This window comes from Tateyamaria sp. (genome assembly GCF_059783535.1).
Genome location: NZ_JBYNDP010000002.1, coordinates 65,333 through 90,584, shown reverse-complemented (window position 1 = coordinate 90,584; position 25,252 = coordinate 65,333). Strand labels below are relative to the sequence as shown.

Below are 25,252 nucleotides of genomic sequence, written 5' to 3'. Positions count from 1 at the left end.
GAAACCGGTGTTTGATAGGTCGGCATCGGTGCACGCTGCCAGCACCTCTCGCGCACGTGGGCCGTTGAGCGAGAGGGCAGACCAATCCGACGACAACGCTGTAACGGTAACGTCTTCGCCACTGCGCTGATCGTTCAAATGATCCAAGAGACGCTGCTCGAAGAACGCGGCGCACACCAGATAGAACGTGTCTTGAGCCATGCGCACGATGGTCGTCTCGAGCTCGATCCGACCGGCGCAGTTCAGCATATGCGTCAGTGTGATCGAACCAACTTTCTGAGGCATCCGGTTGGCCGTGAGCCGGTCGAGAAGACCATAAGCGTCCGGGCCGTCCACCAGCACTTTGGCGAACGCGGTGACATCCATAATGCCAACCCGCTCGCGCACGGCCCGCACTTCTGCTGAAACCATGTCATCAACTGGCGTGCGGTTGAAAGAATAGTGATCTCTCTGAGCGATACCCTTGGCGAAGAAGCGCGGGCGTTCGAAGCCGAAGACTTCTTCGTGCACTGCACCCTTGGCTTTGAGGAGTTCGTGCAGTGGCGACGGTTTGATCGGTCGCCCGGCCAGCCGGTTGAAGTGGGGGAAGGGGATTTCGTGGCGCAGGCAATAGTCTTCTTCGGCCTTCACCACCTGCCAGTCTTTCGTGGCGTAGCTGCCAAAGCGCCGAGGATCATACTCGCGCATTGAGATATCCGCGGCACCATGCACCATCCATCGCGCCAGCTCTCGCGTCAGGCCGGGACCCCATCCAATCCCAATTTGCGTCCCGCAGCAGCACCAGTAGTTGCGCACGCCGGGGGCAGGGCCGATCAGCGGGTTGCCATCGGGTGGATGGCTAATGGCGCCATGAACTTCACGCTGGATGCCAAGCTCCGCAAAGATGGGCATTCGGTTCAATGACTCTTCCAGATACGGCATGACTCGATCGTAATCCGCATCAAACAGCCAGTTCTCATAGTCCCAGGGGCAATGATCATGCCAGACCGAGTTCGGATTCTCCTTTTCATAAATGCCGATCAACCCGCGCTTTTGCTCCATCCGGATATAGCCCGACACTTTCTTGTCGTCGCGGATGACCGGCAGCTCTTTTTCGAGTGCTTCGAACTCAGGCACAGGTTCCGTGACAAAGTAGTGGTGCGTCATCGATGTCATGGGCAATTGAAGTCCTGACCATTCGCCCATCTGCCGCGCATAGGTGCCGCCCGCGTTGACAACATGTTCGCAGGTAATCGTGCCGCGTTCAGTCTCGACTAGCCATTCGCCCGACGGCATCTGTGTGATGTTCGTGGCGCGGCACTGCCGGATGATCCGTACGCCCTTCTGCCGCGCACCCGCTGCCATCGCCATGGTCACATTGGTAGGATCCACATGACCGTCGTCCGGCGTGTGCAACGCCCCCAACACACCGTCAAGGTTGTAGAACGGATGCAGCGCTGCGATCTGTTCTGGTCCGACCAACTCAATATTGAACCCAAGCGACTTTCCCACCGACAAGGTGTGGCGTAGCCAGTCCATCTCGTCCTCAGTATAAGCCATCCGGAACGACCCACAGCCGTGCCAAGTGACAGGCTGGCCTGTCTCGGCCTCCAGTCCGCCTGAATAGAGCCCGATGTTGTAGTCCACGCATTTGCCAAGGCCAAAACTGGAGGTCGAGTGCGTGATCTGTCCGGCCGCATGCCAGGTGCTGCCAGATGTCAACTCGGCCTTTTCAAGAAGGACGGTATCACGGCCCCAACCTTCATGCCCGAGGTGATAGGCAAGCCCGACACCCATGATGCCACCGCCCACGATGACTACGCGCGCGGTTGTGGGAAAATCATTGGCCACGGAGACATCCTTTTCGAGTCGTCTTTTCGCTCGACAGGCTAATTGGACATATGTACCATCGTCAATCATGAATGATACAAATATATCAAACACTATTCTTGAAAGGCTCGCAGGTGAGCTTTCCGAGTTGACGCCGGAGGCGCGCAAGGCTGCGACCTATGTGCTGGAGAACCCGCGTGATGTAGGCGTTTCGACCGTTCGCGAGATTGCAGAAGCGGCGAACGTCAAGCCGAACACCGTTGTCCGGATGGCACGACAGGTGGGGTTCGACGGGTATGAGGACTTCCGCGCGCCATTTCGCGATGCCATCCGACGGGGCGCTGCCGATTTCCCGGACCGCGCGCGCTGGCTGCAAGATATCTCGAAATCGGGCGATCTTGGCGGGCTCTACGCCGACATGGTTCGCGAGGTCTTGTCCAATGTTGAAAGCACATTTGCGGGCATTTCCACAAACGATCTCAAGGCCGCCGCGGACTCAATCTGGAACGCCAGGCGTGTTTTCTCGCTTGGTGTCGGTGTGAACAACTCGGTTGTCCGGAACTTCACATACTTGGCTTCGACCGGAATGACAGAATTTCACGCCATTCCACGGCCCGGTTCAACGCCGGTCGATGATCTGGCCTGGGCGGATCAAAACGACGTCCTGATCGCAATCACTTGCAAACCCTACAGATCAGAAGTGGTAGAAGCAGTGGAAATTGCGCGCGAGCAGGGCATGCTCATTGTTGCTTTGTCGGACAGTCCAGCCAGCCCGATCCTGCGGATGGCCGATCACAAGTTTGTCGTTTCCGTGGACACGCCCCAATTCTTTCCATCCTCGGTCAGCACCATCGCTTTGCTTGAAACGCTCCTGTCCTTTGTCGTCGCTGTCGCAAGCGATGAGATCGTCGAGCGCGTTGAGACATTCCACAAGCGCCGTCACCAGCTGGGTCTTTATCACGCGGAGGAGAAATGACGGAACCGATCAGGTCTCTGGCCGCGCGGTACTACACCGACCCAGACGTATTTCGACTGGAAACCGAGGGGTTGCTTGCCCGCACATGGCAATTTGGCTGCCACGCGTCCGAACTTAGCAAGACCGGGGACTATGCGACCTTTGAGATTGCAGATGAGAGCTTGTTTGCAATCCGCGGGCGCGACGACAAAATCCGTGTATTCTACAACGTCTGTCAGCATCGGGCACATCAGTTGGTCAGTGGCACCGGCACTACGCGCGTGGTGGTCTGCCCGTACCACGCTTGGACATACGAACTGACGGGCGAATTGCGGGCAGGGCCCAACATCAAGTCGGTTGATGGTTTCGACACATCCTCGGTCTGTTTGACGGAGGTGCGTGCCGAGGAATTCCTGGGATTTGTGTTCGTGAATCTGGATGCGGATGCGGCACCAATGGAGGATTGGTTTCCACATGCGCGCGCCGAGCTGGAGGAGTGGGTGCCCAATTGGGCTGATCTGAAACCGTTGGAGTGGGTCGAAATTCCCGAAAACTGCAACTGGAAGGTTTCGGTCGAAAACTACTCGGAATGCTACCATTGCAGCTTGAACCATCCGACCTTTGCCAATGGCGTTGTCAAACCAGAAACCTATGACATCCAGCCGCAAGGCAAGTGCCTGCGCCATACGACACAGTGTCAGTCGCTCGACCAGATGACCTATGACGTCAATTCTGGGTTCGCCCATAGCCACGAGTATTCCAGTTGGTTTCTCTGGCCGATGTTCTCGTTCCAAGTCTATCCCGGCAATGTGCTGAACACCTATCACTGGCGCGCTGTCGATTCCGATCATGTGGTGGTCTGGCGTGGGTGGTATTCAGTCGGTGGAACGGATGATGAAATGGTCCGAAGGCTCGCCGTGCAAGACCGAGCCACGACGGTAGAAGAAGACATTCATCTGGTTGAGTCTGTGCAACGCGGCCTCGGATCGCGCGGCTACACACCGGGGCCCCTCGTGATCGACCCAAAGGGTGGCGTGAATTCTGAGCATCCGGTCATGCATCTGCAACGCTGGATGCGCGAGGCTATTGATGGCTGATCTCTCAATGCGGGCCTCGCGGACGACAGCTCAGGAGCTCTGTCCGCATCGGGTGGCTTTTGCTCTCCCGCCCTTTGATTGTGACGCCGCGCCCTCGGGCTTCCTGGGCATGAGTCCCAAAACGGTCCACGTGCATGGCTGGATGTCGCACATGACCAGCTACGTTCGAGGGCCCGATCACCTGTCTCAGTATCGGGTCAGACTGGCATGAAACCCTATTGGCAGAACTACATCGATGGAGCCTTTGTCGATGGCGGCGCGGGCAGGATTGATGTGATCAATCCCGGCACGGGAGAGAAGTTGGCTGAACATGCCCTAGCTGACGCTGCGGACGTGCATCGTGCTGTTGAGTCAGCACAGCGCGTGCATCAGTCAGGCGCACTGTCTGACCTAAGACCCGTTGAGCGGGGGCGTACGGTACAAGCCATGGGCCGCTATCTGCTGGAGCACATTGAAGAGATTGCACAGGTTCTGACGTTGGAGCAGGGCAAACCGCTGTGGGAATCCAGGATCGAAATCCAAGGTGCCGCGCGTTACTTCGAGTATTATGGCAATCAGGCCGAAACTGTTGAGGGGCGCTCCATCCCCCTTGGCAAAGACTATTTCGATTTCACCACCTACGAACCCTACGGCGTTTCGGCCCAGATCATTCCGTGGAACTATCCTGTTGAAATGACTGCACGTTCCCTTTCAGCCGCGCTGGCAACGGGAAACAGCTGTGTCATCAAAACGCCTGAGCTCACACCTCTCAGCAACGCATGGTTTGCCCATGCTGCCGAGGCTGTCGGATTGCCAAAGGGGGCTGTGAACATCCTTTGCGGATTGGGGCAAGAGGCCGGTGCAGCGCTGTCTGCGCATCCCGACGTCAACCAGATCGTCTTTACTGGATCGGTGCCCACGGGCATCGCCATCGCGACCGCTGCCGCCCGGAACGTCGTTCCCTGCGTGCTTGAACTTGGTGGTAAATCAGCAGCCATCGTCCATGAAGATGCAGATCTCGCAGCGTTCGAAAACGATGTGCGGTGGGGCATCTACTTCAATGCTGGCCAAGTGTGTTCCGCCATGAGCCGCGTGATCGTGCATGACAGCGTGCATGATGCATTGGTTGACCGGCTCGTGAGGGTTGCACAATCGCTCACGGTAAAACCGGGCATTGAACAGCCGGAGTTCGGGCCAACGATGGGAGCGATGGTGTCAGAGGCACAGAGAGACCGCGCGGTCGGAATGATCTCAGAGGCACAAGAACAAGGCGCGCACGTAGTTACCGGCGGTCGAAAGTTGAACATTCCCGGCGCCTTCCTCGAACCCACGATCCTCACCAACGTCGCTCCCGATATGACGATCGCCAACGAAGAGGTATTTGGACCGGTGCTTTCAGTCTTGAAGTTCTCTTCGGACGCAGAAGCCATCAAGATCGCCAACGGAACGCCATATGGTCTCGTTGGTGGCGTCTTTACCCGGGACCTTGACCGAGCAACCTCAGCCGCGAGGCGGCTGCGCGCCGGTCAGGTGTTTGTCAACGAATGGTATGCGGGCGGCGTGGAAACGCCTTTCGGCGGCTACGGTAAATCCGGCTACTGGCGTGAAAAAGGACGTGAAGCACTGTGGAATTACGTACAGACAAAGAATGTCGCAATCAGGTTGAGAGGATAATTTATGAGCGCTTTTGACGAGGATCTTTTTCTGAAAGGGCTGGAGCAACGCAAAGCCACACTCGGTGCGGAGTATGTCGAAAGAAACCTGTCTGCTGCAGATGACTTCAGTCGGCCCTTTCAAGAGGCAATGACGGCGTGGTGTTGGGGATTTGGCTGGGGCGATGACGTGATCGACGCCAAGACACGATCAATGATGAACTTGTCGATGATCGGCGCCTTGGGGAAGATGCACGAATGGGAAATCCATTGCCGCGGTGCAGTAAACAATGGCGTGACCGAAGAAGAAATTCGGGCGATTATTCACGTGATTGGTATCTACTGCGGAGTTCCGCAAGCGCTCGAATGCTTCCGCGTTGCGCGCGGAGTACTTGAGAAGAATTAATTAGGCGGGCTGGAAGCTGAACGCAGCTTACCCCAAGCGTGCATCTTGATTCATTCACCTGTGATCGACATGACCAGCTACCCAAAAGACATAAACGCTGCTTTGCCGCGGCCATTTATGCGAACGCGCCGAATGATAAAAACGCTCGTCACTTAGGACGGCAGAATTGCGTACAAGTGTTACAGAACACCGCTGTCGGGGCAGGGGGCAGATAGAGCTCCGTAGGTACTGCAGAGATATCCGTCAATCTTGCAGTTTTTTTCGACTGAGCAACACAAGCGGACTGTCCGACCCCATGCAAGAGCAGAGCGACCTCCATCGTTTGCGCCGCCTGTTGCCTGATCGGTATGCACTAAAATGGCCAGGCCGCCTCAATAGGCTGATGCGGCGGGTTTGGTATTGACAGTTTGACGCACTTGAGGTCCGACTCCAATCTTCAATTGGTTTGCATTTCGGTGCGATCTCGACCACGGGACTGGGCGATGTCACAAGGTAAGCAAGATTGACAGACCCGATTGCATGCACCACCTGATAGTTGCGCTATTGAGCTGAGCAGCTTGGCGTTGCGCTTTCGCGGGCAATCCAATGACGTGGTGGATCACGTGTCCCTCGCGGCCAAATCGGGCGAAGTGCTTTGCCTCGTTGGTGAGTCTGGCTGCGGCAAGAGCGTCACCGCGATGGCTCTGATGGGGTTACTCCCGAAAGAGTCATCAGAAATTTCCTCAGGAAATCTGGTGGTTGGATCTGAAAACTTCGATCTTACGCGCGACGCCTTGCCACGCTCCATGCGTGGCAGTCGCATCGCGATGATTTTCCAGGAACCCATGACATCCCTAAACCCGGCATTTCGCATCGAGGATCAGATATGCGAAGCGATCATTCAGCATAACGGCACCACGCGCCAAGAGGCGCTCGCTCGCGCCGAAAAAATGCTTCAGCGCGTCGGTATTGCCAACCCTTCTCAGCGACTGTTCGAGTATCCGCACCAATTGTCCGGCGGTATGCTGCGCTTTGCCTGAAAAGAAGTAATGCGCCAGAAAGCTGACATTGTCGCTTGGAAGGAAGGCCCCAAACCGACCTCCATCCGATGATCAAGCCCTGCAATGCCGTTTCCCGAGAGCAGCCATCGACAGAAGGGTAACGTCGAAGCGGTGTGGCCCGTTCAACCGAACTTTAAGCGACCAATCACGGATTAGTTGCGTCGGTCCAGTCGGTATGCCCTCGACCATTCAGCATAGAAGACATGCGGAAGTGATCGTTCTGTAAGGTTAGGAGAGCGGTCGAAGTATACGGCGCAGTTGCAAGAATTTGGTTGCTCAACAGGCGGGTTTGAAATGTACCAAGCCAAGTACCGTCGTCGCAGTCTTCCAGTGTAACGACGGTCCTAACAATGAGATCGAGGCGCATAACCTCGCAAGCCTGCAGGTAGTAGCCAAAGTTCTCAACCACGGCTTCTGGCGTCTCCAAGACATTGGGCCCGTCCCTCGTGATAATCGTAAATGGAAGTGTCAGACGGGACATCCACAAGTCAACATTTTGCTGAATGAAGCAGCGAGAGATGTCATCCAAGAAGCTTTCGAATGCCGTCAGCATGATTTAGCGCTCAACGCATGAGTTGGAGTAATCACAATATTGTCGGCTCGATTCAAATCGCTTTCCCGATGCTTTGTATTCGCAAGGTAGCGGCGCGTGTAAAGTTGATCATGTAAAGATTTGGGTCACTTGGTCTGCTGATTACCAAATCTGCGCCGGACCGCATAAGCTGTTCTTGGAGTTCTCCAAGAACGGACGTTTCTACGGCCACTATCGTTGCGTCGGAAGAAAGGCCACGGGCACGTCGCAAACGTTCGATCAAGTGCGGCGCTGACACTTCGAGATGCTCAGCATCGATAGCTGTCACATCAAAGCGGAGTGCAAAGAAAGCTTGCTCAATTTCAGCTTCCTTCTGCAGGTGGAGTGTGTCCCATCCCATCTTTTTGAAAGCGAGCGAGATTTCATCTGCTTCGGCCGCCAAAAAACCCGCAAGTAGCACCCGTGGTGCATCCAAACGTCCTCTAGCTGAGGACACATGTAGTTTTTGTTTCATGTGTGCGTCTTTCGAACCAAACGGCGATCCGCCGTATCGGCTTGTATCTATTTTCTGTGTTCGCGGAGTTGGGTCTCGAGGGCCGCAGCCATAGTTTGCGGGTCCTGACTTCGAGATATACAAGCGTCAGCACCGCGCTGTTCAACAAGGTGTGGAAATGACCCTGGCGCAAAGCTTGCCGCTGCCACGATCCGTGTTACAGGTCCTTCCCCAAAGTGAGTGCGTAGCAGAAGCAGGTTGTCGAGCGTTTGCGGATCCATTGCGTCGACTTCCAACGCGACGAGATCGACCCGCGCGCGACAATTCAAGTCTAGGAAGTCGTCAACAGTGCGAGCATGTTTGGCGCATATGAATCTTGCTTGAAGCGCGTTCACTACGTGCGCACCAAATTCCTCGTCGTGGTCAACAATGAGGGCATGAGGTTTTTGACAATCCCAACTTGGGGTCTCTTGGTCGACAGTTTCTAGCACGAGGAGAACCTGTGTTTTTGGTGTGGAAAACGACGCCTCCGATGGCGCCAACTGTGATGCGCACTTCGCGCTTTTCTTTGGCGAGGGATAGTACGTACGCCGAAATCACATCCGTTGTTCCCGCTTGAACCGCGTCAATCTATGTGAAACGCAATTTGCACCAACTGGCTTGCACGCTAAGCTCCACGCAAGGGGTGCTGTTTATGGCGACTCAATCCGACGCGAATTCTGAAGTTTTAGCTTGGCTTGAAAGGGCCAGAACGCAGTCTTTGTTGAAGGGCAGCAACCGGAGATATGATCTCCTTGCCTACCTGGTAAACGAGGAGCTTCAAGGCCGTGGAGAAAACGTCAAGGCCTATGCAATCGCACTGGATGTCTTGGGTCGAGGCGCAGACTTTGACCCTGCCACAGATAGCATTGTCCGGGTTGAAGTTGCTCGACTAAGGGACGCGTTGGAACTCCACTATGCAAGGTCGCAGGATCCACATGAACCTAGGATTACAATCCCCAAAGGGAGCTATAGGCCGAAGATCGAGCTAGCGGAGCCAGCCGATCAGGCCGTCGTCTCGCTTCGTGCAAAAGACAAAAAGAGGCTGGGATACATAGCAGCACTGGTCGCTGTATCTGGCTTGGTTTTCCTAGAACTGTTATTCTTGATCGATGACCGAGACCCCGATGTTCGACAGGTTGATCGTCCAGTCATCGAAGTAGCACCAATTTCCGTACCTAAAGGTTCAACTGGTGCAAATTTCGCATTGGGCTTCAGACAGCAGCTTTTAACTGATCTGTCACATCTTCCAACGGTGATCGTGAGAGATGGTCCATTAAACCCAGATGATCTGCGAAGCGCAGCGGTCTCTCCACCGAGCTATCGGCTGGCTATGACTCCCACGTTTGAAGGCCGATCTGGAATCATCGGACTACAACTCAACTCAATCGAGTCTGAAACTGTCGTTTACGCCCGTACAATAACAATCGCCGATGGCACCTCAGACTTCTACAAAAGCTTAACCGACGCCACTATTGGCATTGGACAAGAAGTTGCAGGCCCATCCGGGGCAATCACAATGGAGCAAGCGGCTCTTGTCGTCGCTTCGGAGGGCGAGGTTAATGTGACCACCACCGAGTATCAGTGTCTCATTCTCTCTCTTGTCTTCGACGCTACAAAAGACACTCAAACAGAAGAAGCCTCCAGAAGTTGCCTGGCAAAGGCTATTGCGGACGGAACCCAAAACTCCACACTTTTGTCCGCACACGCATTGAACCTTTTTTTTGAGAGCAGCAAAGAACGTGGGCTGGAACAGAATGCGATTTTACACAATGCGAAGAGCTACGCATTGGAGGCAATCAGGATTCGGCCATCGGATTCCTTCGCGCACGAGGTATTGGGCAACGTTCTCTCCGCACAAGGGGATCGCTCTGGCGCAATTGAAAAGTATCGAAGAGCTGTAGAACTTGCTCCTTCGCGCCCTGCACCGCACTTTCTGCTCGGATGGCAAATGGCACTCGGTGGAGACTGGGAGAACGGAGTGGTTGCTATGCAAGAGGGGATCGACATGCAACCCAATGTGCCCGGCTACATGATTATTCCGCTCTCATTAGATGCATTCAGACGGTCTGACTACGCTCTTTCCTTGAGCCGGGCGCGGACCATTATTGATCGGGGCGATTCCCGCGGTTACTCGCTCGCCTTTGCTGCAAGCGTCGCGCTTGGAGACATGGAGATGGCAGATCAATTCTTCACGCACCCCAACGCTCGTACAGCCAACGATCCATCCGATCCCATGCGCGAGGTTCGGGTTACGTTCAGCAATCCTGATGTAATGCCCCGCTATCAGGAAGTGATTGACCCCTACCTCAACAAGCGAAGAGCGCAGTAAAAACAGTTTCTTAACCGCAGTTTAACAGTAGGTACGTAACGCCCGAGTAACATACATGTACGTGATTCAGCCACACGTTGACGGTTTCTTTCGGTCAATTCGGAGGAATCACTATGAACGTATTGTTTCTTGGATCAGATGCGCTCTTTGCAAGAGTAAAGCGGCAGGTGGTTGGCCAGGTTTGGGATGTTTTCCGTGCGGAAGATCCGGAACAACTCTTGGATTTTGAAGGCACACACTCGTTTCAAGCCGCTTTGATTGGCCTTTGCGCAAAAAGCGGAGAGGTTCGAATTGCCACACAAAATGCAAAGGCAGCTTTGGATGTTCCCGTCGTGATCGGGCTGGCATCGCAAGAACAAGCTGCCAGTCACACTGAATGGTCACGGGTCGGACCGGACATTATCATACCGGAATGCGGCAACGATTATCTGACGAAACTGCAGTGTGACACAATCCTTCGCATGGCGAATGGTGCCTTGTCAGACACGATACTCTGTGGCGAAGTAGCCTTCAATACTTCAAAGGGCACCTTTGCCGTCAACGGCAGAGACATCTATCTCCCGTACAAGAAACAAAAGCTTCTGGAGCTGCTTTTCCTCAAGCGCGGGCAAATAGTGACCAAAGACATGGTGTTTAACCATCTTTATGGTTGGGACGAGCCGCCCGAAGCAAAAATCGTAGACGTTTTTGTTTGCCAAATCAGGCGGACGTTACGTGAGGCCGGTTTGAAGCAGGACTGCATACAAACCGTGTGGGGCCAAGGTTATCGAGTCACGGACAGCAGGTCCTTGGAAACGATGCGAGCGGCTTGACCAAGTGTAGTTGAGCAGATCTGTTTAAGCGCGGCGAACAGTTTGTGGTCTAACCCAGAACAAGCGGGCAATCTCGAGAAAGACCGGCCTTAGTCGTTCCGCATCCGGCGCACTTCGTCACGCTGATCGCGTGATAGGGCTGGGGGCGACCTCCGAAGCGGCCACGGCGGCGGGTGGCTTCGATGTCCTTGACGAAGACGGCTTCTTCCTCGCCGGCGATCTGTTCGACACGGGCTTCACCGAAGACATGATCGAACTGCAATTCGACAATCTGAGTGGTTCCGGCGCAGGATCGTTCCGAACATCGGTTTTGGCGCTGGTCGTCTTTGATGATCCGCTCGGTGCAGATCCGTTTGCATCACCGCAAGGCGGCGACTCGTTTGGGCTCGGCGCTTCGATTACGATCTCCAACGTGACTTCTAGCGCAGTTGCTCCGATTACGCTTCCGGCTGGGCTACCGCTTTTGCTGACGGGGTTGGGGGGTATTGCACTACTGCGGCGACGACGCAAAGCCTAGCACAAAGGACTAGGATGCGGTCAAAGCCCGCTTCCTGGTCCTGCGTCGGATGTCCTTTATAATCCAATCTGCATAGTTTTATGCGTCACGTGTTTTCATTTCATCCTCAAGATCTACGATGCGCCGGAAACGTATCTCTACGCAACGAGCCTCAATTTCACAACGGCGCTGACGTCAGACAATTAAGGGCCTTTGTGAATAGCTTATTCTGTGGTAAATGAATCCCGTAGATTAGGTTCTTTAATAGGTTGATCGAGGAACGAATTAAGAAGCCCAAACTAATTGCTAAATTTCATAGACTTTAACCGCTCCGATCGAGCGGGCGTTACATTTGCTGCTTTTCAGGGGGGATATTATGGCGACTTTCGAAGGAACTCCAGGCCAGGACTTCTTTAGCGCAGGTATTGGCAACGACATCTATGACCTGCTCGGCGATTTCGACACGATCTTTTATGATAGCGGCCTTTTCATCAACGGCATCCTTATAAACAACACCGGCGTCGCGATTACTGGCGTCCCTGCGTTCACCGTGGACAAACGCGGTTTCGGAACGGACAGCATTACGAACGTCGAGAGCTTCCACGGATCGAATGCCGACGACGTGATCTATGTCGGTGGTCTCGGCGGCACCTACACATTCGACCGAGCGGGTAACGACATCGTCATTGCAAGCCAGGACTCGAATGCCTTTGGCGATCACTTCTTCGCGGCGGGCAGCGGTGACGACACCTATATCGGCACCGTGAACCGCGACCGAGTCGACTACTCCGACGACGGTTTCGACGGCAACGGCCCCATCTTCCAAGGCGTCAACGTCGATCTAGCCACTGGGACTGCCACCGACGGCTGGAACAACTCCGATACGTTGGTCTCGATCGAACGCGTCAACGGCACCCGCTTCAATGACGTAATCCGCGGCGACGATGGGCGCAATGACCTGCAGGGCCTCGAAGGCGACGACATCCTCGATGGGCGCGGCGGCGACAGGGATCGCGCGGAGTACCAAGGCGACCCGTCCGGCGTGAGCGTCGATCTGGGCACCGGCATCGCGACCGACGGTTGGGGCGACAACGACGTACTGATTGACATAGAAAATCTTAAAGGCTCGGAGTTCGCGGATCGCCTCATAGGGGATGGCGGCCGGAACGAAATCCAGGGTGAAGGCGGTGACGACGTCATCCTTGGCGGCGGGGATGACGACAATCTCGAAGGCGATGACGGCAGCGACACTCTAGATGGCGGCGACGGCTTCGACGTCATCGGGCATTTCGACGATCCCGCGGGCGTCGACATGGATCTGGCTCTAGGCACCGTTACGGACGGCTGGGGCAACACGGACACACTGATCTCTATCGAAGGCGCCGATGGCAGCGAGTTCGACGACATCCTGCTCGGCGACGACAACGACAACTTTCTGGATGGCCGCGAAGGCGATGATGTCCTGGAAGGGCGCGGCGGCGACTTCGATACTTTTCGAGGCTCGGAAGGCAACGATATCATCGACGGCGGTGCGGGCCGGGATCGCGCCGAGTATCACCGCGATGCCGACCGCGGCGGACCGGCGGGCATATTCGCCGATCTCGCGGCGGGAACCGCAATTGACGGTTTCGGTGACACCGACACGCTGATTGATATCGAAGATGTCCGAGGCACGGATTCCGCCGACACGATCCTGGGCAATGACAAGAACAATTTCCTCGACGGTCGCGCCGGCGACGACGAACTCCGCGGCTTCGGCGGACGCGACACGCTGGTGGGCGGCCAGGGGAACGATATCCTCGACGGCGGCGACAACCCGGTCGAGTTCTCGGGCGGCGACAGGGCGAGCTACCGACGTGACGGCGACGAGAGAGGGTTCCAGGGCATTGTCGCCAATCTCAACACCAACACAGTCATAGACACATTCGGCGACACCGACATGCTGATCTCCATCGAGGAAATCGAGGGATCGGATTTCGACGACGCCATCATCGGCTCAGCCGGGGACGAGCGGCTGCGCGGCGAGGGTGGCAACGACACGATCACCGGTAATGACGGCAACGACGATCTGAGCGGCGGAGAGGGCGACGACACGCTCGATGGCGGTGTGGGCGGCGACTTCCTGCAACCCGGTGCGGGCGCCGACACCGTGATCGGCGGCGCAAACGGACCACTCTTCGAAGATGACGAGCTGTCCTACATCTTTGACAGCCGCGATGTCGGCACCGCGAACGGGATCACTGTCACCTTCACCAGCGAGTTGGGCGGCACGGTATTAGACTACGCCGGTGACATCGATACCTTCTCCGGTATCGAGCGGGTCAGTGGCACCAACAACGCCGACATCTTCAACGGCACCGATGGCAATCAGGAGTTCCGCGGCTTCGGCGGGAACGACACCTTCAACGGCGGGGCCGGCGACGGGGACCGGGTCGATTACAGCCGCGACGAAGCCGATGTCGGCTCGTCCGAGATCGGCATCGTCGTCAACCTCGATGCCGGGACCGGAACCGACACCTATGACAACACCGACACCTACTCCGGCATCGAGGAAATCCGCGGCTCGCAGTTCGACGACTTCATCACCGGGGATGGCAACCGCAACGAGTTGCGGGGCGAGGACGGCAACGACACCCTCGACAGCTTCGGCGGCGACAACAACTATCTCGAAGGCGGACGCGGCAACGATACGATCAACGCGCGCGGCAACCGCGATTTCGTCAACGGCGATGACGGCAATGACTTCATCACCTTCTTGGGGATCGGTGGCGGCGCCAATCCGGGGCTCGGCTCCGATACCATCATCGGCGGCTCGGAAGGCTTTTTCGACATCAACTACAGCCGGGTCGGCATCAACCTGACCATCGACACCGAACTCGGCCGCACCGATTACGAGAGCAGCGCGGAATTCGACACCTTCGTCAACATCCGCAACATCGGCGGCGGCGATGGCGACGACATGCTCCTCGGCGACGACGTGGAGGAACGGCAGGAGTTCTTCTCTTCCCTCGGCAACGATTTCATTGACGGGCGCGGCGGCGGTGACCGTGGCCGCGACTGGCTGATCTATGACAACCGCGACGAGACGTCGGGCCTTTTCATCGACTTCGACAATGACGCAGCACCCGGAACCGGGATTGCGACGGCCGCCTTTGCCGGAACCGACACCTTTCAGAACATCGAGGGTGTCCGCGGCACCCAATTCAACGATACGTTCATCGGCTCAGATCAGGAATTCACCGAATACCAGGGGCTCGACGGCGTCGACAGCTACACCGGCGGCACCGGCCAGGACCGGATCAGCTTCAGCTTCGATGACAATCGCGGCGGCCTGAACGGCGTCGTGGTCGACCTCGACGCCGGCACCGCGACCGACGGCTTCGGCAATGCCGAGACATTCACCTCGATCGAGCAGGTAACGGCCACAGATTTCGAAGATACGCTTACCGGCGACGGCAGCGACAACATCCTGATCGGCCTTGGCGGCAACGATACCGTCAATGCCGGGGCCGGTGCGGACGAGATCTTTGCCGGTGGCGGGATCGACACGATCACCGCCGGAGCCGGCGCCGACAGGATCGGCGGGCGCGTCTGGGAACTCGACGGCGATAGAATCACCGATCTCGAAGCGGGCGACATCATCACCGTCTTCGACGACGACTTCAACGTGATCGCGGCGAATGTCGACATCGTTGGAACCGAACTTAGGATCGACACCAACGGCGACGGTACGGCCGAAGCGACGATGATCGTCGGTAGCGGCTATGCTGGCCCGATTGCCTCCGAGGGCGGACCGGTCGGCGGACCTGTGCCGACTGTCTTCGACATCCAGGACGCGGGTTTTTTCACCGCAAGCGTCGTCGAAGGCGCCACCAGTATCGACCTCACCGTCACCCGCTCCGGCGACATCTTCACCACGGCAAGCGTCGATGTGACCGTCTCCGGCTTTGGACTGAACCCGGCGAATGCGGCCGACATCAGTTCGGCGTTCGGCGTGCCGCAGACGCTGAACTTCTCATCGGGCGATACCGAGGCGATCATAACCGTCGACATAGCCTCCGATTTCGATATCGAGGCCGACGAAGACCTCGCCATTGCCCTTTCGAACGCCACCTCAGACGGGTCGATTCCGGCCGAGATTGGTGGTGACGAAACCTATATCCGGATCCTCAACGATGAGGAGCCGCCCACCGTCAACATCACCGGCGGCAAGGCGCAGGAAGATAGCGGCGCGCTGACCTTTACGGTTAGCCGTACCGGCGACACCAGCGACGAACTGGTGGTAAACTACTCGCTCAAAACCGCCGGCGGTCTACTTGGCGCCGAAAGCGACGATCTGATAGGCGGACTGCCCGATAGCGGCACCGTGATCATTCCCGTGGGATCTGCCGAGGCGACCTTCGACGTTCTGATTGTGGCTGATGCCGTTGCGGAGACGCATGACAACGTGATCGCCGAGATCGAGGCCGACGCTAGCTGGCCGGCGGGGCTTGCAATCGGCATCCGCGAAGCCACCGGCTCGATCCGCAATGACGACGGCGTGCCGCCGGTCTTGCCCATCGGCGCGACAGGCTCCTCCTATGGTGACCCTCACATCGTCACGCTCGACGGGCTCGGCTACGACTTCCAGGCCGTGGGCGAGTTCACACTGGTGCGCGCGGTAAGCGGCGATCCGCTCGAAGTGCAGGTCCGATACCAGCCAGTGCCGGGCAGCGACATCGCCAGCCAGACGACCGCCGTCGCCACTAGCCTCGGTACGGCGCGCGTTATCGTGGATGCCGAAGCTGCAGACCTTGTCAAAGTCGACGGCGGCGCTTTCGATCTCGCCACTGCCGCCCGTGGCGCGCCCGTCGGCGACGGCGATATCTACTTTGACGGCGAAGCAATAACGCTGGTCTACGCCAACGGCGAGCAACTGCGCATCGATCTCTTCGATGGCTTCCTCAATACCGCGATCTCGCTCTCGACAGGCCGGGATGTCCAGGGCCTCGTGGGCAATGGCGATGGGGACACCTCGAACGACCTCGCGCTGCCTGACGGCACCGTCCTTACGCAGCCTGTCAGCTTCGACGACCTCTACGGCCAGTACGCCGACGGCTGGCGGATCGACAATGCGACCTCGCTCTTCGACTACGCTCCGGGGCGGGGGACGGAAGACTTCACCGACCTGAGCTTCCCGGCCGGCGTCCTCGATCTCGACGACATTCCTGAAGAGCTTCTGGCCGTGGCCGAAGAAGCCGCCCAAGGGATCTCCGATCCGGCCCTGAAAGAGGCCGCCATCCTCGACGCGATCCTTACCGGCAATGTCGAACAGGCGGTTCAGTCGGTCGAAACCGCACCCGAAGTCGTCGCCAAGACGGGCCCCATGGACGCACCGGATATGCCGGCGGCCGTTGGTGTCGTAGCCTCCGCCAGTGAGATCGTCGAGGGCGACAGCGGCTCGCAGAGCCTTGTCTACACCTTCTACCGTGCCGGCGACCTCGACGGTGAACTGACCGTCGCATACAGCTTCTCCGGCACTGCGGCCGGGCCTTCGGACACCACCGGTACAGCCGGCGGCACGCTTGAATTCGGCTTCGGCGAGAAAGCCAAGATCGTCGAGGTGGGCATCGTCGGCGACCTAGACATCGAAGAGACCGAGGGCCTCGTCGCATCGCTTTCCCTGCTGTCCGGCAACGCGCTCGTCATCAACGGTGAGGTGCAAACCACTATATTTGACAATGATTTTGCCCCACCGGACCCGGAGCCAGAGTTCAACCCTGTCGATGGCACCTCCGGCAGCGACAACCTTGTCGGCACCGATGCTGCCGACGCCATTCGCAGTCTCGCTGGAAGCTATGATAAGATGCGCGGCGGGGCTGAGGCCGATCAGTTCATCTTCGGTGCGGAAGCGAACAATGGTGTCCGCGAGCGCGATGTGATCCTCGACTATGAGGTCGGGCTTGATGAAATCGTGCTAGAGGATGGGGCGTCCGTCGCGTCCATCCGGCAAACGTCCAGCCAGGTTGTCGTCTTCCTCGAAGGGGACCGGGATGCGATCTATGTGCGCGGCGACGGCGTAACCGCCGACAATATCACCATCGTTACGTACGATGTGTTCGAACTAATCTCACCAGGGATATGAGTAAGAGGGAAGGCTACATGAAGCATTACATTAGGGCGGCAGTTCTGGCCGCAGGAATGGCACTCGGAGCGGGACAAGCGGTTGCCGCGACCTTGGGTCTGACGACGGAAGCGCCGAGTCTTTCATCCAGCACGGCCTTCATCGACTATCTTGAGTTCGCACCAGATGGCGACCTTTCGACCTTCGGGGCAGAAGTGGATTTCACAGAAGGCTTGTCCCCGAACGGGTTCTCCGAAATCGGCTTCGGCATCGGCTTCTCGCTGGCCGACCCGACTACGGGACTATCCGGCGGCTTCGATATCTTCGATGAAGATGGCTTCTTCCTTGGCGGCGATTTGTTCGCCGTGGGCTTCACGGAAGACGTAATCGAATTGCAATTCGACAATCTGAGCGGTTCCGGCGCAGGGTCGTTCGGAACGTCGGTTCTGGCGCTAATCGCCTTCGATGATCAGCTCGGCGCAAATCCACTCGCGTCTCTGTTTGACGGGGAACCCCTCGGCGCGTCGATCACGATCTCCAACGTCGCAACCAGCACCGTTGCCCCGATTCCGCTTCCGGCTGGGCTGCCGCTTTTGCTAGTCGGGCTTGTGGGCCTAGGGTGGATGGGCCGCAAAAGCCATCGAACTAGCTAAATCGCTCAAAGAGCTCTTTTGGAGGATTGGACAGACTGTTTCGATGCGCCGGGACCTTATCCGCTTACAGTGTGCTGCTTGTGTGCAATCCATATTGAAGGTCTGCTAATCAAACCAAAACTGCTAAACGCGCAAAAGCAGCGAATGCACACTTCGTCCCGCAGGGCGGTCATCGGCCCGCCCCACGCATTAGGTCCGCTGTGCGGGTCAAAACGGACATTTGTATTGGCTGGCATCGGGAACATCAGGCGCAAGTTGTACATCGACCTTGCTTGGGTTTTCCCATATGAGCTCACACAGACAGATTCGACTTTCGAGGTCACTGTCATGTCAACCTGAGACGAAAGTTGAGGGTATAGCAGACCACGGTAATGGACGACGACTATGGCTCGGCTTCGGCCGGGCCTTTAGTTTTCCGCCTTGAATGCCGAAAGGGCCGGAAATCTTGATCGCTGAAATGGGCCTAGTCATTTCATCGATTGAAAGTATCCAGTGTTCAGCTATGATCTGCGCAGTAACAGGATGGTCTAACCGTCCGTTCATTGGCGAGCTCAGGCTCGCCTTTGAATTTTTTGTTGCCCTCCAAAGCGCATGATTGAACTTCTGTTTCAGCAAATATGCCGCCGCAGACTAAAATTTCTATTAGACTGAAGCGCGCGTCGAAATTTTGTGTTGGAAGGACGAGCGGCGTCATCTTTGCAGGCGCTTGCGAAAACAGCTTGAGTTGATCCGAACGGTGGAAAAACGACCCTTTTTGCGGCGGTTTTGGCGGAGCCCGCAAGTGTTTGGTTTCTCTGGAGCTGGACTGCCGCAAAAACCTAGTGCAAAAAGAGAGAATGAAAGTCGGCTATGCACGCGTCTCCACGGATGAGCAAAACCTTGATCTACAGATTGAGGCGCTAGGCGACGCGGGATGCGATCGGATTTTGACCGACCACGCGCAAAGTGGGACAAAAGCAGCAGAAAGCCGCGCGGGGTTTTCGGAAGCAATGGAGCTTCTTAGAGCCGGTGATATTCTCGTCGTTTGGAAGCTGGATAGGGTAGGGCGGTCCATTGCAGATCTTATTCATCTACTGAAGCTGTTTGGAGATCGCGGCATCGAGTTCCGAAGCCTGACAGATGGTATCGATACGACAACCGCAGGTGGCAGGTTGGTCTTTCACATCATGGGCGCACTTGCCGAGTTTGAACGCGACCTGATCCAAGAACGGACCAAAGCCGGCCTGTGCGCCGCGAGTAGACGTGGCAAGCGCCTCGGTCGGCCGCCAGCCCTATCCGAGGCACAGATTGCACATGCAAAGACGGCCATTACAACAAAGCAAGAGACTGTATCGGGTATGGCCGAAATTTTGGGTGTGAACCGCAGCACCCTGCAACGCGCAATGGCGAGGCAGTCATCGTGATGGCAGAGCAAAAACAAAAAGACGGTTTAGATCCCGTGCCATTCTTTGCGGAAAAACAAGAAGCCGTGTTGAACGCATTTTTGGAGCAAGGACATTCATTAACTCAGCGACGGAAAGATGGTGTTTGGGTCCGACGAACAATCGATGGCGAAACGGAGCTCGACTATCAAGACGACTGATCCTTTTCGGTTTTGTCCAAATCGACCCGCATATTCCTTCATCGGGCAAAAGTGACGATAACGTAGCCGCGCCTGGCTCTAAGGTCGGCGGCCAGCCCAAAGTGGTCATTGGATCTGGCCAGTCAGGTGACCGCAGGGCGGACTAAGCCGATTTTGTCGAAGCACTAAGTTTTTTCCTTCGCCACACCAGAAACCCTGCTCCCAAGACGCCCCAAACTATTGCATCCACCGTTAGTGGCCACGCGGTAATACGGTCTTTCTCTCGCAATTCATCAACCGACATGACACCGTTTGCCTCTTTGAATCTACCTTTTACGATCTGCCCCGCCTCGAATGGTTTCGGCCAATACCAAGTGTCGCCAATGTATCTGACATCAGAACCTTCGGAATCTGTCACTTCAAGAACTGGGCGATATAACTTCTGGCCCTGACTTACTTTTTCTTGCAGCTTGACAACTTTTATCATGACCTCAGCTGAGTTGAGCTGGAAGTATGTATGGGAAACGAATGAGACGAGGCTTGAAACAAGAAACACGGCTCCGACGAGGACACCAAACCAAGCTGACAAACTTAGCCACAACCAAAGAATTTTACGCATCAATTCCAAAACCCAAATCAGATATCCTCCTAAGCATAACATCTTGGGTCGGCTATCAATTGTCCAGCAAGACGAGAAGTCTCCGAAGTATTGATGTCTTCTTTGGGCTGGCAGGTGCCGGGGAGGGCATCGCTGTGGATTCTGGTAAATGAGCCCGTACCTATCAAAAGCAGGTTGCTAGCATCTCGGGGTGCCGTGACTACATGAGACTCATGAAACGATATGCATTCACTTTAGGTGCGGTTCTCCTTTTCCTGGCTTCACCTGCATTTCCACACGTGGAGAGAGCGTCAGCGATTGTAACTTGCGTTAACGCTAAGAACGAAGAGCTTGTAGGCGATAGACGCGATTTGGCCTCCGCATTCCTTGAGACTTTACAGCAAGATAACGTGTACCAATATGTGGAGGGCTTCACTCTCGTTCGTGGGCTTCCGCTCCCGGCATTTGCTTGGGGATTGATACTGGACGGCTCATCAAACAATTGGGTCGCCTATGAACTTAAAAGTAAAGAGGGTTCCGAGCGTTTCCCTTTGGTGTATGTGCCCAGTGAAGTCGTTGAAGCGCTTGCCGCATGTGGTGTTGCTTGGGGCGGAGTTTGGCAGGATGAGTTTCCAGTAGTTAAGCGTCCGCCACCAGCTCCAATATCGAAGTGGCAGCAGTTACCGGAAAATCCACTATTGGGAGACGGCTCAAATCTTCTACCGCCAAAAAGCATTGCCGACTAAGGCATGGCCCGCTTTATCCAGCATAGCCTCGTTGCAAGATGCCCGCATGAATGGCCGGTTTGGGCTGCCACCGGTCAACTGGCCAAAATGGTCAGATTTCCCCTTGAGCCCATTTTCCCAAATGCTGCATCACGCATGAATTGTGGCGAAGCGCCGGGAATGCACAAGAGCAATGACGGCGACGCGCAGAAAATGGGCCCTTGCCAAGTCAACCTGAGATTGGGTTTCGGGCCAAACCCTCAATAGTTTTCTCGCAACGGAAGCTCGCTGCGCCAGCTTTTTCATGTGGACATAAACCCAGCACGTTACTGTGAAGAAGGGTGCGAAGGTCGTGTCCGGGCGTAGTGTAGCTTCAGGCAAAATGTGGGCAGTATAGCAATTCAGTGATCAAACAACTCGAGCACAGGGCCAAGCTCTCCCACCACAGAGCTCACTCGTAAAAATTTGTTTCTTAGTTCCGAGCTGCCCTTGCGAGGTTTGACAACCAGCGCACCCGAGGTAACTTGATAAATGACAGGTTTCTAGAATGGAATTCGATCCGCAGAGCTCGTTCGATGCCAACCATTAGAAAAACTCGGGATTCGCGGAGGTAGTATTGAATAACTCAAACGACCTAAGAACGGTAGGCGACCTCGTCGCTATGCAGGGATGGGTACAAAAAACTGATGACGTAACACGTTTTACTCTTCACCTTCATCTATCCTTCGATGAGGCTAGGTTGGGCGGTGGTAGCAGCTCAAATGTCACGTTTAGACTTGTAGTAGAGCGTTGCCAAGTAGAGGTGGAAATACCACCTGACGAAGGAATATCCTTCGATCGCACCACTGTAGATATGGATGTCCCCATGCAAGCTCAGATTAAGCGGGCATTGCAGCATGAAAAGGCAAGAGGGCTTGATGTAGGTGCAGAATTGAGCGCATCGGACTTTGGAGCGAAGTTCAAGGCAAATTATCGGAACCAAAAATCGGAAAATGTTGATAGCGCAATAGAGTTTACTGTTCCTGTTATTACAACAGAGTACAAGCCGACAGGGCCAAGGCAGCTATGCTGGAAACTTCGGCCAGAAGTCGACAAATACCTAAATGGTCCAGTATGGAATGCAAAAGAGGAGCCACGTTTTACAGTCATAGATCGGAGGAGCCCTACGCAACGTAAGGCGGATGCTGAAAAGGGGTTTGAGCCCTACGTGCGAATATCACTTCGCTGTAAACGAGAAGACGTAAAGTTACTCGATATAGATTTAAAGGATGAAGAAGAGAGCAAAAAAATATGGAGTAAACCAAATCAATCCGTAAGGCGCGCAGCTGCTGAAGCTTTGTTAAAAACTGTCATGTTTCAGGAAGGACTTGAAGTAGGTGACTTGTCAGACGTTTTCGCCGATCTGCAGCTTGCCCAATACATTATGGAAGTAAAAGCGTGAGAGATATTTTCTCCCAACTTGAATTACTCCTAACCTCGGATCAAGACGATTTGCGTTATCTGGCCGACTTGGTGGATTGTGATCCGTCTACGATGTATCGAGGTGTAGACTTCGGCAACGCAGATCTGTCGACGCAAGATCTTTCCGGCATTGACCTTACCGGCGCCAACTTAAGTGGTGCGCGCTTGAACACCAATCAAATAAGCGCACTCAGTTCCCTTAATGCAGAGAAATTGAACGGGGGGCCACTCGGGGCTTCTGAACCGGGTACTTTGTCTTTTCATCTTCAAAGCTGGGAAAGGAAATTCCCGCAGCTTACTATGTCAGAGGACGACAGAAAGACTGTAGAAGAAGTGGCAATAAGTTTTTGGAATTTTCCAGTCGATTGGCATCTGTCTGCTCTGGATATGTTTGCCTCGCATAAGGTGGACTATTCATGCTATCATTTTCTTAGTTTCTTGATGTATCGAAAAAATACCGCAGCGGACGCAAAGACGTATCAACTCTTGAGGTCGACATTTTTTTGGTCGCTTCCTGACTCGCGTGCACCGGAGTTTGGCGTTTCAAAATACACACCTGACTTTTTTGTTGCATATTTAGCGGATTCCGAAGACTTTCGGCAAGCAATGATGCGCGCTGACATCATTGTTGGGAAATATTGTGCGGTTACATCCGCTTTCATCGATGAGCTAGCGAAAAAAGTAAGATCAAAGTATGATCTGCTGGAAATATTTAACCGATTTGAGAGTGAGATTAGTCTTTCGGCCAGCGCTCTATTGAGCCAGAGTTTCTTCGACAGCGTGGATAGCCACTGCATAGATGCCAAAGTACTTATTCGGCTCATGGACATAGTGCCATCAAAATCCATTCCGACTGAGTTTTTTTTGACAGTTTTAACAGCGCAGTCGACTGAGGTTGATTTTTCTGGTATTGTAGAGACTCTTACTGCGCGCGGTTTTATTGTCGACAGTGTGGTTTTGAAGGGATGGGTCGAACTTGCCCGTTCGTTTGACGATTGCTTTGAGCGGACTTTAACTGCCTCACGAAACAATCCCACTGGATTTTTGGAATTTGGCGACTGTATCGGCCGGTGGGTAACAACAACATCTCAGTTTGAGCGGATGAAGAAATTAGTAAATTCCGTTCAAGCCGAAAGACTGATTGATGGCGCTGGTTAGTAGTTGTTTGAGAGTTATCGGTCAAGTATTCGAACACAGCATGGGGAATATTTGCTTCCCTCGAAGGGCCGAGCCTCGGCTCCGCAATGAAGGGTCATTTTTGCCGATGATAGAAGAGGTTGAGTTTTGGCACGCCTAACTCAAGTCGAGGTAGGTATAGACGCAAAGCAAAACAAAACACGAAGGCAGTAAAACCAGGTGCAGACGCATCATCACTCTGATGAACGGCGACGTGTCGAGCTTCTCTTCATTCTTGCTTGAAAACAGGGCGTTGATCCGTCCAGTCAGAATGCAAAAACCGATCACTATCGTGATCGGAGCAAATCCGGAAATTAGAGCTCCCAGCAAAATGATGCCCTGATACTCTATCAAATGAACAGCCGCTGGACCCTGACAGCCTTTAAAGAGATCAACATGTAGGAGACTTTGGCGGCGTTGCAGAATGAGGTCAACATGGGCTCAAACCCGACCTTCAGTCTCAGCCGGACGCCTGCCTGCAGAGCCCACAGAATGCGCACCCTTGGGGCGGTTCGACTATTGCCTGATCGATAGTCCTGCGATGCCATCCAGTGGTGTCAGGTCGCTTACACTGGTGTTCCGGATGTCCAGCACCTGCAGGTTCGTCATCCCTGCGAGGGGCGAAAGATTCGTGACTTGCGTTTCCTGAAGATAGAGTTCCTGAAGGCCGGTTAGCCCTTGCAACGGTGTCAGGTCGGTGATCTGCAGCTCGGCCAATGACAGGACCTTGAGCTGCGACAGGTTGGAGAGCAGCGTCAAATCCGTGATGCCCGAATTGCGCAATTCAAGTGTCTCCAGCGCCGACAGCTTCGCAAGAGCGGAGACATTTCCGATCCTGGCGTCCCACAGATTGAGTGAGTTCAGATTGGAAAACTCGACCAGCGGTTGAAGGCTGCCCCATTTTGCGTTGTGGGCTTCCACCTTGGTCAAGTTGGGTAACTGTCGCAATGCCTTAACAGGGACTGTTTTTGTCATTCTCAAGTTCACATGGTGGGAGCCGAAATGGCGGCAGAACCTGCCAATGATGATGCCCGGTTTTCCCAAGTCGGTGCACGCAACTAGCTTTTCGGGGTCCGCTAAGGGCGCGACCGTTTCCAGAAAGGCTTCGGTTTTGGCTGGCAGAGTTGGTTGAGGGCTTGATGCGGCCAGCGCAATGGCCACGCCATCGCGGGCGTTTGGATTGAGCTGATGGACCACCAGCAGAGTGACTGCGGCGATCAGGGCCGCGCCAATGAGTCGAGATTTCATGGTCCTGCCTTTTTCGGTTTGCTGGCCTGCTAATGCGCAAGGTGCATTCAGACCGCGGGTGTTTAGAACGCAACCAACGCGAGAA

General features: G+C 55.3%; 20 protein-coding genes. 15 read left to right on the top strand and 5 right to left on the bottom strand.

Annotated elements, in window-relative coordinates:
• A partial coding sequence (locus AC6RA8_RS00955; protein WP_500350254.1) for an FAD-dependent oxidoreductase occupies positions 1-1,830 on the bottom strand: 1,830 nt, incomplete at its 3' end.
• 67 nt (positions 1,831-1,897) lie between these two features.
• On the opposite strand from AC6RA8_RS00955, the gene AC6RA8_RS00950 reads away from it, so the two are divergent.
• The 5 genes from AC6RA8_RS00950 to AC6RA8_RS00930 all read left to right on the top strand — a co-directional run bounded on the left by AC6RA8_RS00950 (position 1,898) and on the right by AC6RA8_RS00930 (position 6,917).
• Positions 1,898-2,785, top strand: coding sequence for a MurR/RpiR family transcriptional regulator (locus tag AC6RA8_RS00950; RefSeq protein ID WP_500350253.1), 888 nt, complete (start codon positions 1,898-1,900; stop codon positions 2,783-2,785).
• Positions 2,782-3,861 carry an aromatic ring-hydroxylating oxygenase subunit alpha gene (locus AC6RA8_RS00945; RefSeq protein WP_500350252.1) on the top strand — a complete coding sequence of 360 codons (1,080 nt, stop codon included), beginning with the start codon at positions 2,782-2,784 and terminating at the stop codon, positions 3,859-3,861. Before AC6RA8_RS00950 ends, AC6RA8_RS00945 begins: the two co-directional genes overlap by 4 nt.
• 207 nt (positions 3,862-4,068) lie before the next feature.
• Complete coding sequence (locus tag AC6RA8_RS00940) at positions 4,069-5,514, top strand: aldehyde dehydrogenase family protein (protein WP_500350251.1); 1,446 nt, start codon at positions 4,069-4,071, stop codon at positions 5,512-5,514.
• Positions 5,515-5,517: 3 nt separating this feature from the next.
• On the top strand, positions 5,518-5,898 hold the full coding sequence (locus AC6RA8_RS00935; RefSeq protein ID WP_500350250.1) for a carboxymuconolactone decarboxylase family protein: 381 nt from the start codon (positions 5,518-5,520) through the stop codon (positions 5,896-5,898).
• Positions 5,899-6,500: 602 nt separating this feature from the next.
• The gene (locus AC6RA8_RS00930) at positions 6,501-6,917 is read left to right on the top strand and encodes an ATP-binding cassette domain-containing protein (protein ID WP_500350249.1); all 417 of its coding nucleotides are present in this window, start codon (positions 6,501-6,503) and stop codon (positions 6,915-6,917) included.
• 166 nt (positions 6,918-7,083) lie between these two features.
• Here AC6RA8_RS00930 and AC6RA8_RS00925 read toward each other — a convergent pair whose 3' ends face one another.
• Together AC6RA8_RS00925 and AC6RA8_RS00920 are read right to left on the bottom strand one after the other, a co-directional pair.
• On the bottom strand, positions 7,084-7,491 hold the full coding sequence (locus AC6RA8_RS00925) for a hypothetical protein (RefSeq protein WP_500350248.1): 408 nt from the start codon (positions 7,489-7,491) through the stop codon (positions 7,084-7,086).
• A 52-nt stretch (positions 7,492-7,543) separates the two neighbouring features.
• Positions 7,544-7,984 (bottom strand): hypothetical protein, encoded by a 441-nt coding sequence (locus tag AC6RA8_RS00920; protein WP_500350247.1) that lies wholly within the window; start codon positions 7,982-7,984, stop codon positions 7,544-7,546.
• A 673-nt stretch (positions 7,985-8,657) separates the two neighbouring features.
• Here AC6RA8_RS00920 and AC6RA8_RS00915 point away from each other — a divergent pair.
• From AC6RA8_RS00915 to AC6RA8_RS00885, 7 genes are all read left to right on the top strand, one after another.
• Positions 8,658-10,334, top strand: a complete 1,677-nt coding sequence (locus AC6RA8_RS00915; RefSeq protein ID WP_500350246.1) for a tetratricopeptide repeat protein — start codon at positions 8,658-8,660, stop codon at positions 10,332-10,334.
• 113 nt (positions 10,335-10,447) lie between these two features.
• Positions 10,448-11,146 (top strand): winged helix-turn-helix domain-containing protein, encoded by a 699-nt coding sequence (locus AC6RA8_RS00910; RefSeq protein WP_500350245.1) that lies wholly within the window; start codon positions 10,448-10,450, stop codon positions 11,144-11,146.
• A gap of 130 nt (positions 11,147-11,276) precedes the next feature.
• Entirely contained in the window at positions 11,277-11,663 is a 387-nt protein-coding gene (locus AC6RA8_RS00905; RefSeq protein ID WP_500350244.1) for a VPLPA-CTERM sorting domain-containing protein, read from the top strand.
• Positions 11,664-12,018: 355 nt separating this feature from the next.
• Positions 12,019-17,766 carry a calcium-binding protein gene (locus AC6RA8_RS00900; protein WP_500350243.1) on the top strand — a complete coding sequence of 1,916 codons (5,748 nt, stop codon included), beginning with the start codon at positions 12,019-12,021 and terminating at the stop codon, positions 17,764-17,766.
• 17 nt (positions 17,767-17,783) lie between these two features.
• Positions 17,784-18,398 carry a VPLPA-CTERM sorting domain-containing protein gene (locus tag AC6RA8_RS00895; protein ID WP_500350242.1) on the top strand — a complete coding sequence of 205 codons (615 nt, stop codon included), beginning with the start codon at positions 17,784-17,786 and terminating at the stop codon, positions 18,396-18,398.
• An 836-nt stretch (positions 18,399-19,234) separates the two neighbouring features.
• Entirely contained in the window at positions 19,235-19,801 is a 567-nt protein-coding gene (locus AC6RA8_RS00890; RefSeq protein ID WP_500350241.1) for a recombinase family protein, read from the top strand.
• A complete protein-coding gene (locus tag AC6RA8_RS00885) occupies positions 19,801-19,980 on the top strand; it encodes a hypothetical protein (RefSeq protein WP_500350240.1) in 180 nt (59 codons plus the stop codon). Before AC6RA8_RS00890 ends, AC6RA8_RS00885 begins: the two co-directional genes overlap by 1 nt.
• Positions 19,981-20,122: 142 nt before the next feature.
• On the opposite strand, the gene AC6RA8_RS00880 is transcribed toward AC6RA8_RS00885, so the two are convergent.
• Entirely contained in the window at positions 20,123-20,578 is a 456-nt protein-coding gene (locus AC6RA8_RS00880; protein ID WP_500350239.1) for a hypothetical protein, read from the bottom strand.
• Positions 20,579-20,790: 212 nt separating this feature from the next.
• Here AC6RA8_RS00880 and AC6RA8_RS00875 point away from each other — a divergent pair, with 212 nt between their 5' ends.
• The 3 genes from AC6RA8_RS00875 to AC6RA8_RS00865 all read left to right on the top strand — a co-directional run bounded on the left by AC6RA8_RS00875 (position 20,791) and on the right by AC6RA8_RS00865 (position 23,901).
• Entirely contained in the window at positions 20,791-21,303 is a 513-nt protein-coding gene (locus AC6RA8_RS00875; RefSeq protein WP_500350238.1) for a hypothetical protein, read from the top strand.
• A 595-nt stretch (positions 21,304-21,898) separates the two neighbouring features.
• Positions 21,899-22,723: a hypothetical protein gene (locus AC6RA8_RS00870; protein WP_500350237.1), complete on the top strand. Its 825-nt coding sequence runs from the start codon at positions 21,899-21,901 to the stop codon at positions 22,721-22,723.
• Positions 22,720-23,901 (top strand): pentapeptide repeat-containing protein, encoded by a 1,182-nt coding sequence (locus AC6RA8_RS00865; protein WP_500350236.1) that lies wholly within the window; start codon positions 22,720-22,722, stop codon positions 23,899-23,901. The genes AC6RA8_RS00870 and AC6RA8_RS00865 overlap by 4 nt, the downstream gene beginning before the upstream one ends.
• A gap of 534 nt (positions 23,902-24,435) precedes the next feature.
• Here AC6RA8_RS00865 and AC6RA8_RS00860 read toward each other — a convergent pair.
• Positions 24,436-25,167: a leucine-rich repeat domain-containing protein gene (locus AC6RA8_RS00860; protein ID WP_500350235.1), complete on the bottom strand. Its 732-nt coding sequence runs from the start codon at positions 25,165-25,167 to the stop codon at positions 24,436-24,438.
• Positions 25,168-25,252: the final 85 nt, after the last annotated feature.

Coding starts and splice junctions, on each gene's coding strand:
- AC6RA8_RS00950 (WP_500350253.1), top strand. CDS start 1,898: ATGAATGATACAAATATATCAAACACTATTCTTGAAAGGCTCGCAGGT.
- AC6RA8_RS00945 (WP_500350252.1), top strand. CDS start 2,782: ATGACGGAACCGATCAGGTCTCTGGCCGCGCGGTACTACACCGACCCA.
- AC6RA8_RS00940 (WP_500350251.1), top strand. CDS start 4,069: ATGAAACCCTATTGGCAGAACTACATCGATGGAGCCTTTGTCGATGGC.
- AC6RA8_RS00935 (WP_500350250.1), top strand. CDS start 5,518: ATGAGCGCTTTTGACGAGGATCTTTTTCTGAAAGGGCTGGAGCAACGC.
- AC6RA8_RS00925 (WP_500350248.1), bottom strand. CDS start 7,491: ATGCTGACGGCATTCGAAAGCTTCTTGGATGACATCTCTCGCTGCTTC.
- AC6RA8_RS00920 (WP_500350247.1), bottom strand. CDS start 7,984: ATGAAACAAAAACTACATGTGTCCTCAGCTAGAGGACGTTTGGATGCA.
- AC6RA8_RS00915 (WP_500350246.1), top strand. CDS start 8,658: ATGGCGACTCAATCCGACGCGAATTCTGAAGTTTTAGCTTGGCTTGAA.
- AC6RA8_RS00910 (WP_500350245.1), top strand. CDS start 10,448: ATGAACGTATTGTTTCTTGGATCAGATGCGCTCTTTGCAAGAGTAAAG.
- AC6RA8_RS00900 (WP_500350243.1), top strand. CDS start 12,019: ATGGCGACTTTCGAAGGAACTCCAGGCCAGGACTTCTTTAGCGCAGGT.
- AC6RA8_RS00895 (WP_500350242.1), top strand. CDS start 17,784: ATGAAGCATTACATTAGGGCGGCAGTTCTGGCCGCAGGAATGGCACTC.
- AC6RA8_RS00890 (WP_500350241.1), top strand. CDS start 19,235: ATGAAAGTCGGCTATGCACGCGTCTCCACGGATGAGCAAAACCTTGAT.
- AC6RA8_RS00885 (WP_500350240.1), top strand. CDS start 19,801: ATGGCAGAGCAAAAACAAAAAGACGGTTTAGATCCCGTGCCATTCTTT.
- AC6RA8_RS00880 (WP_500350239.1), bottom strand. CDS start 20,578: ATGCGTAAAATTCTTTGGTTGTGGCTAAGTTTGTCAGCTTGGTTTGGT.
- AC6RA8_RS00875 (WP_500350238.1), top strand. CDS start 20,791: ATGAAACGATATGCATTCACTTTAGGTGCGGTTCTCCTTTTCCTGGCT.
- AC6RA8_RS00860 (WP_500350235.1), bottom strand. CDS start 25,167: ATGAAATCTCGACTCATTGGCGCGGCCCTGATCGCCGCAGTCACTCTG.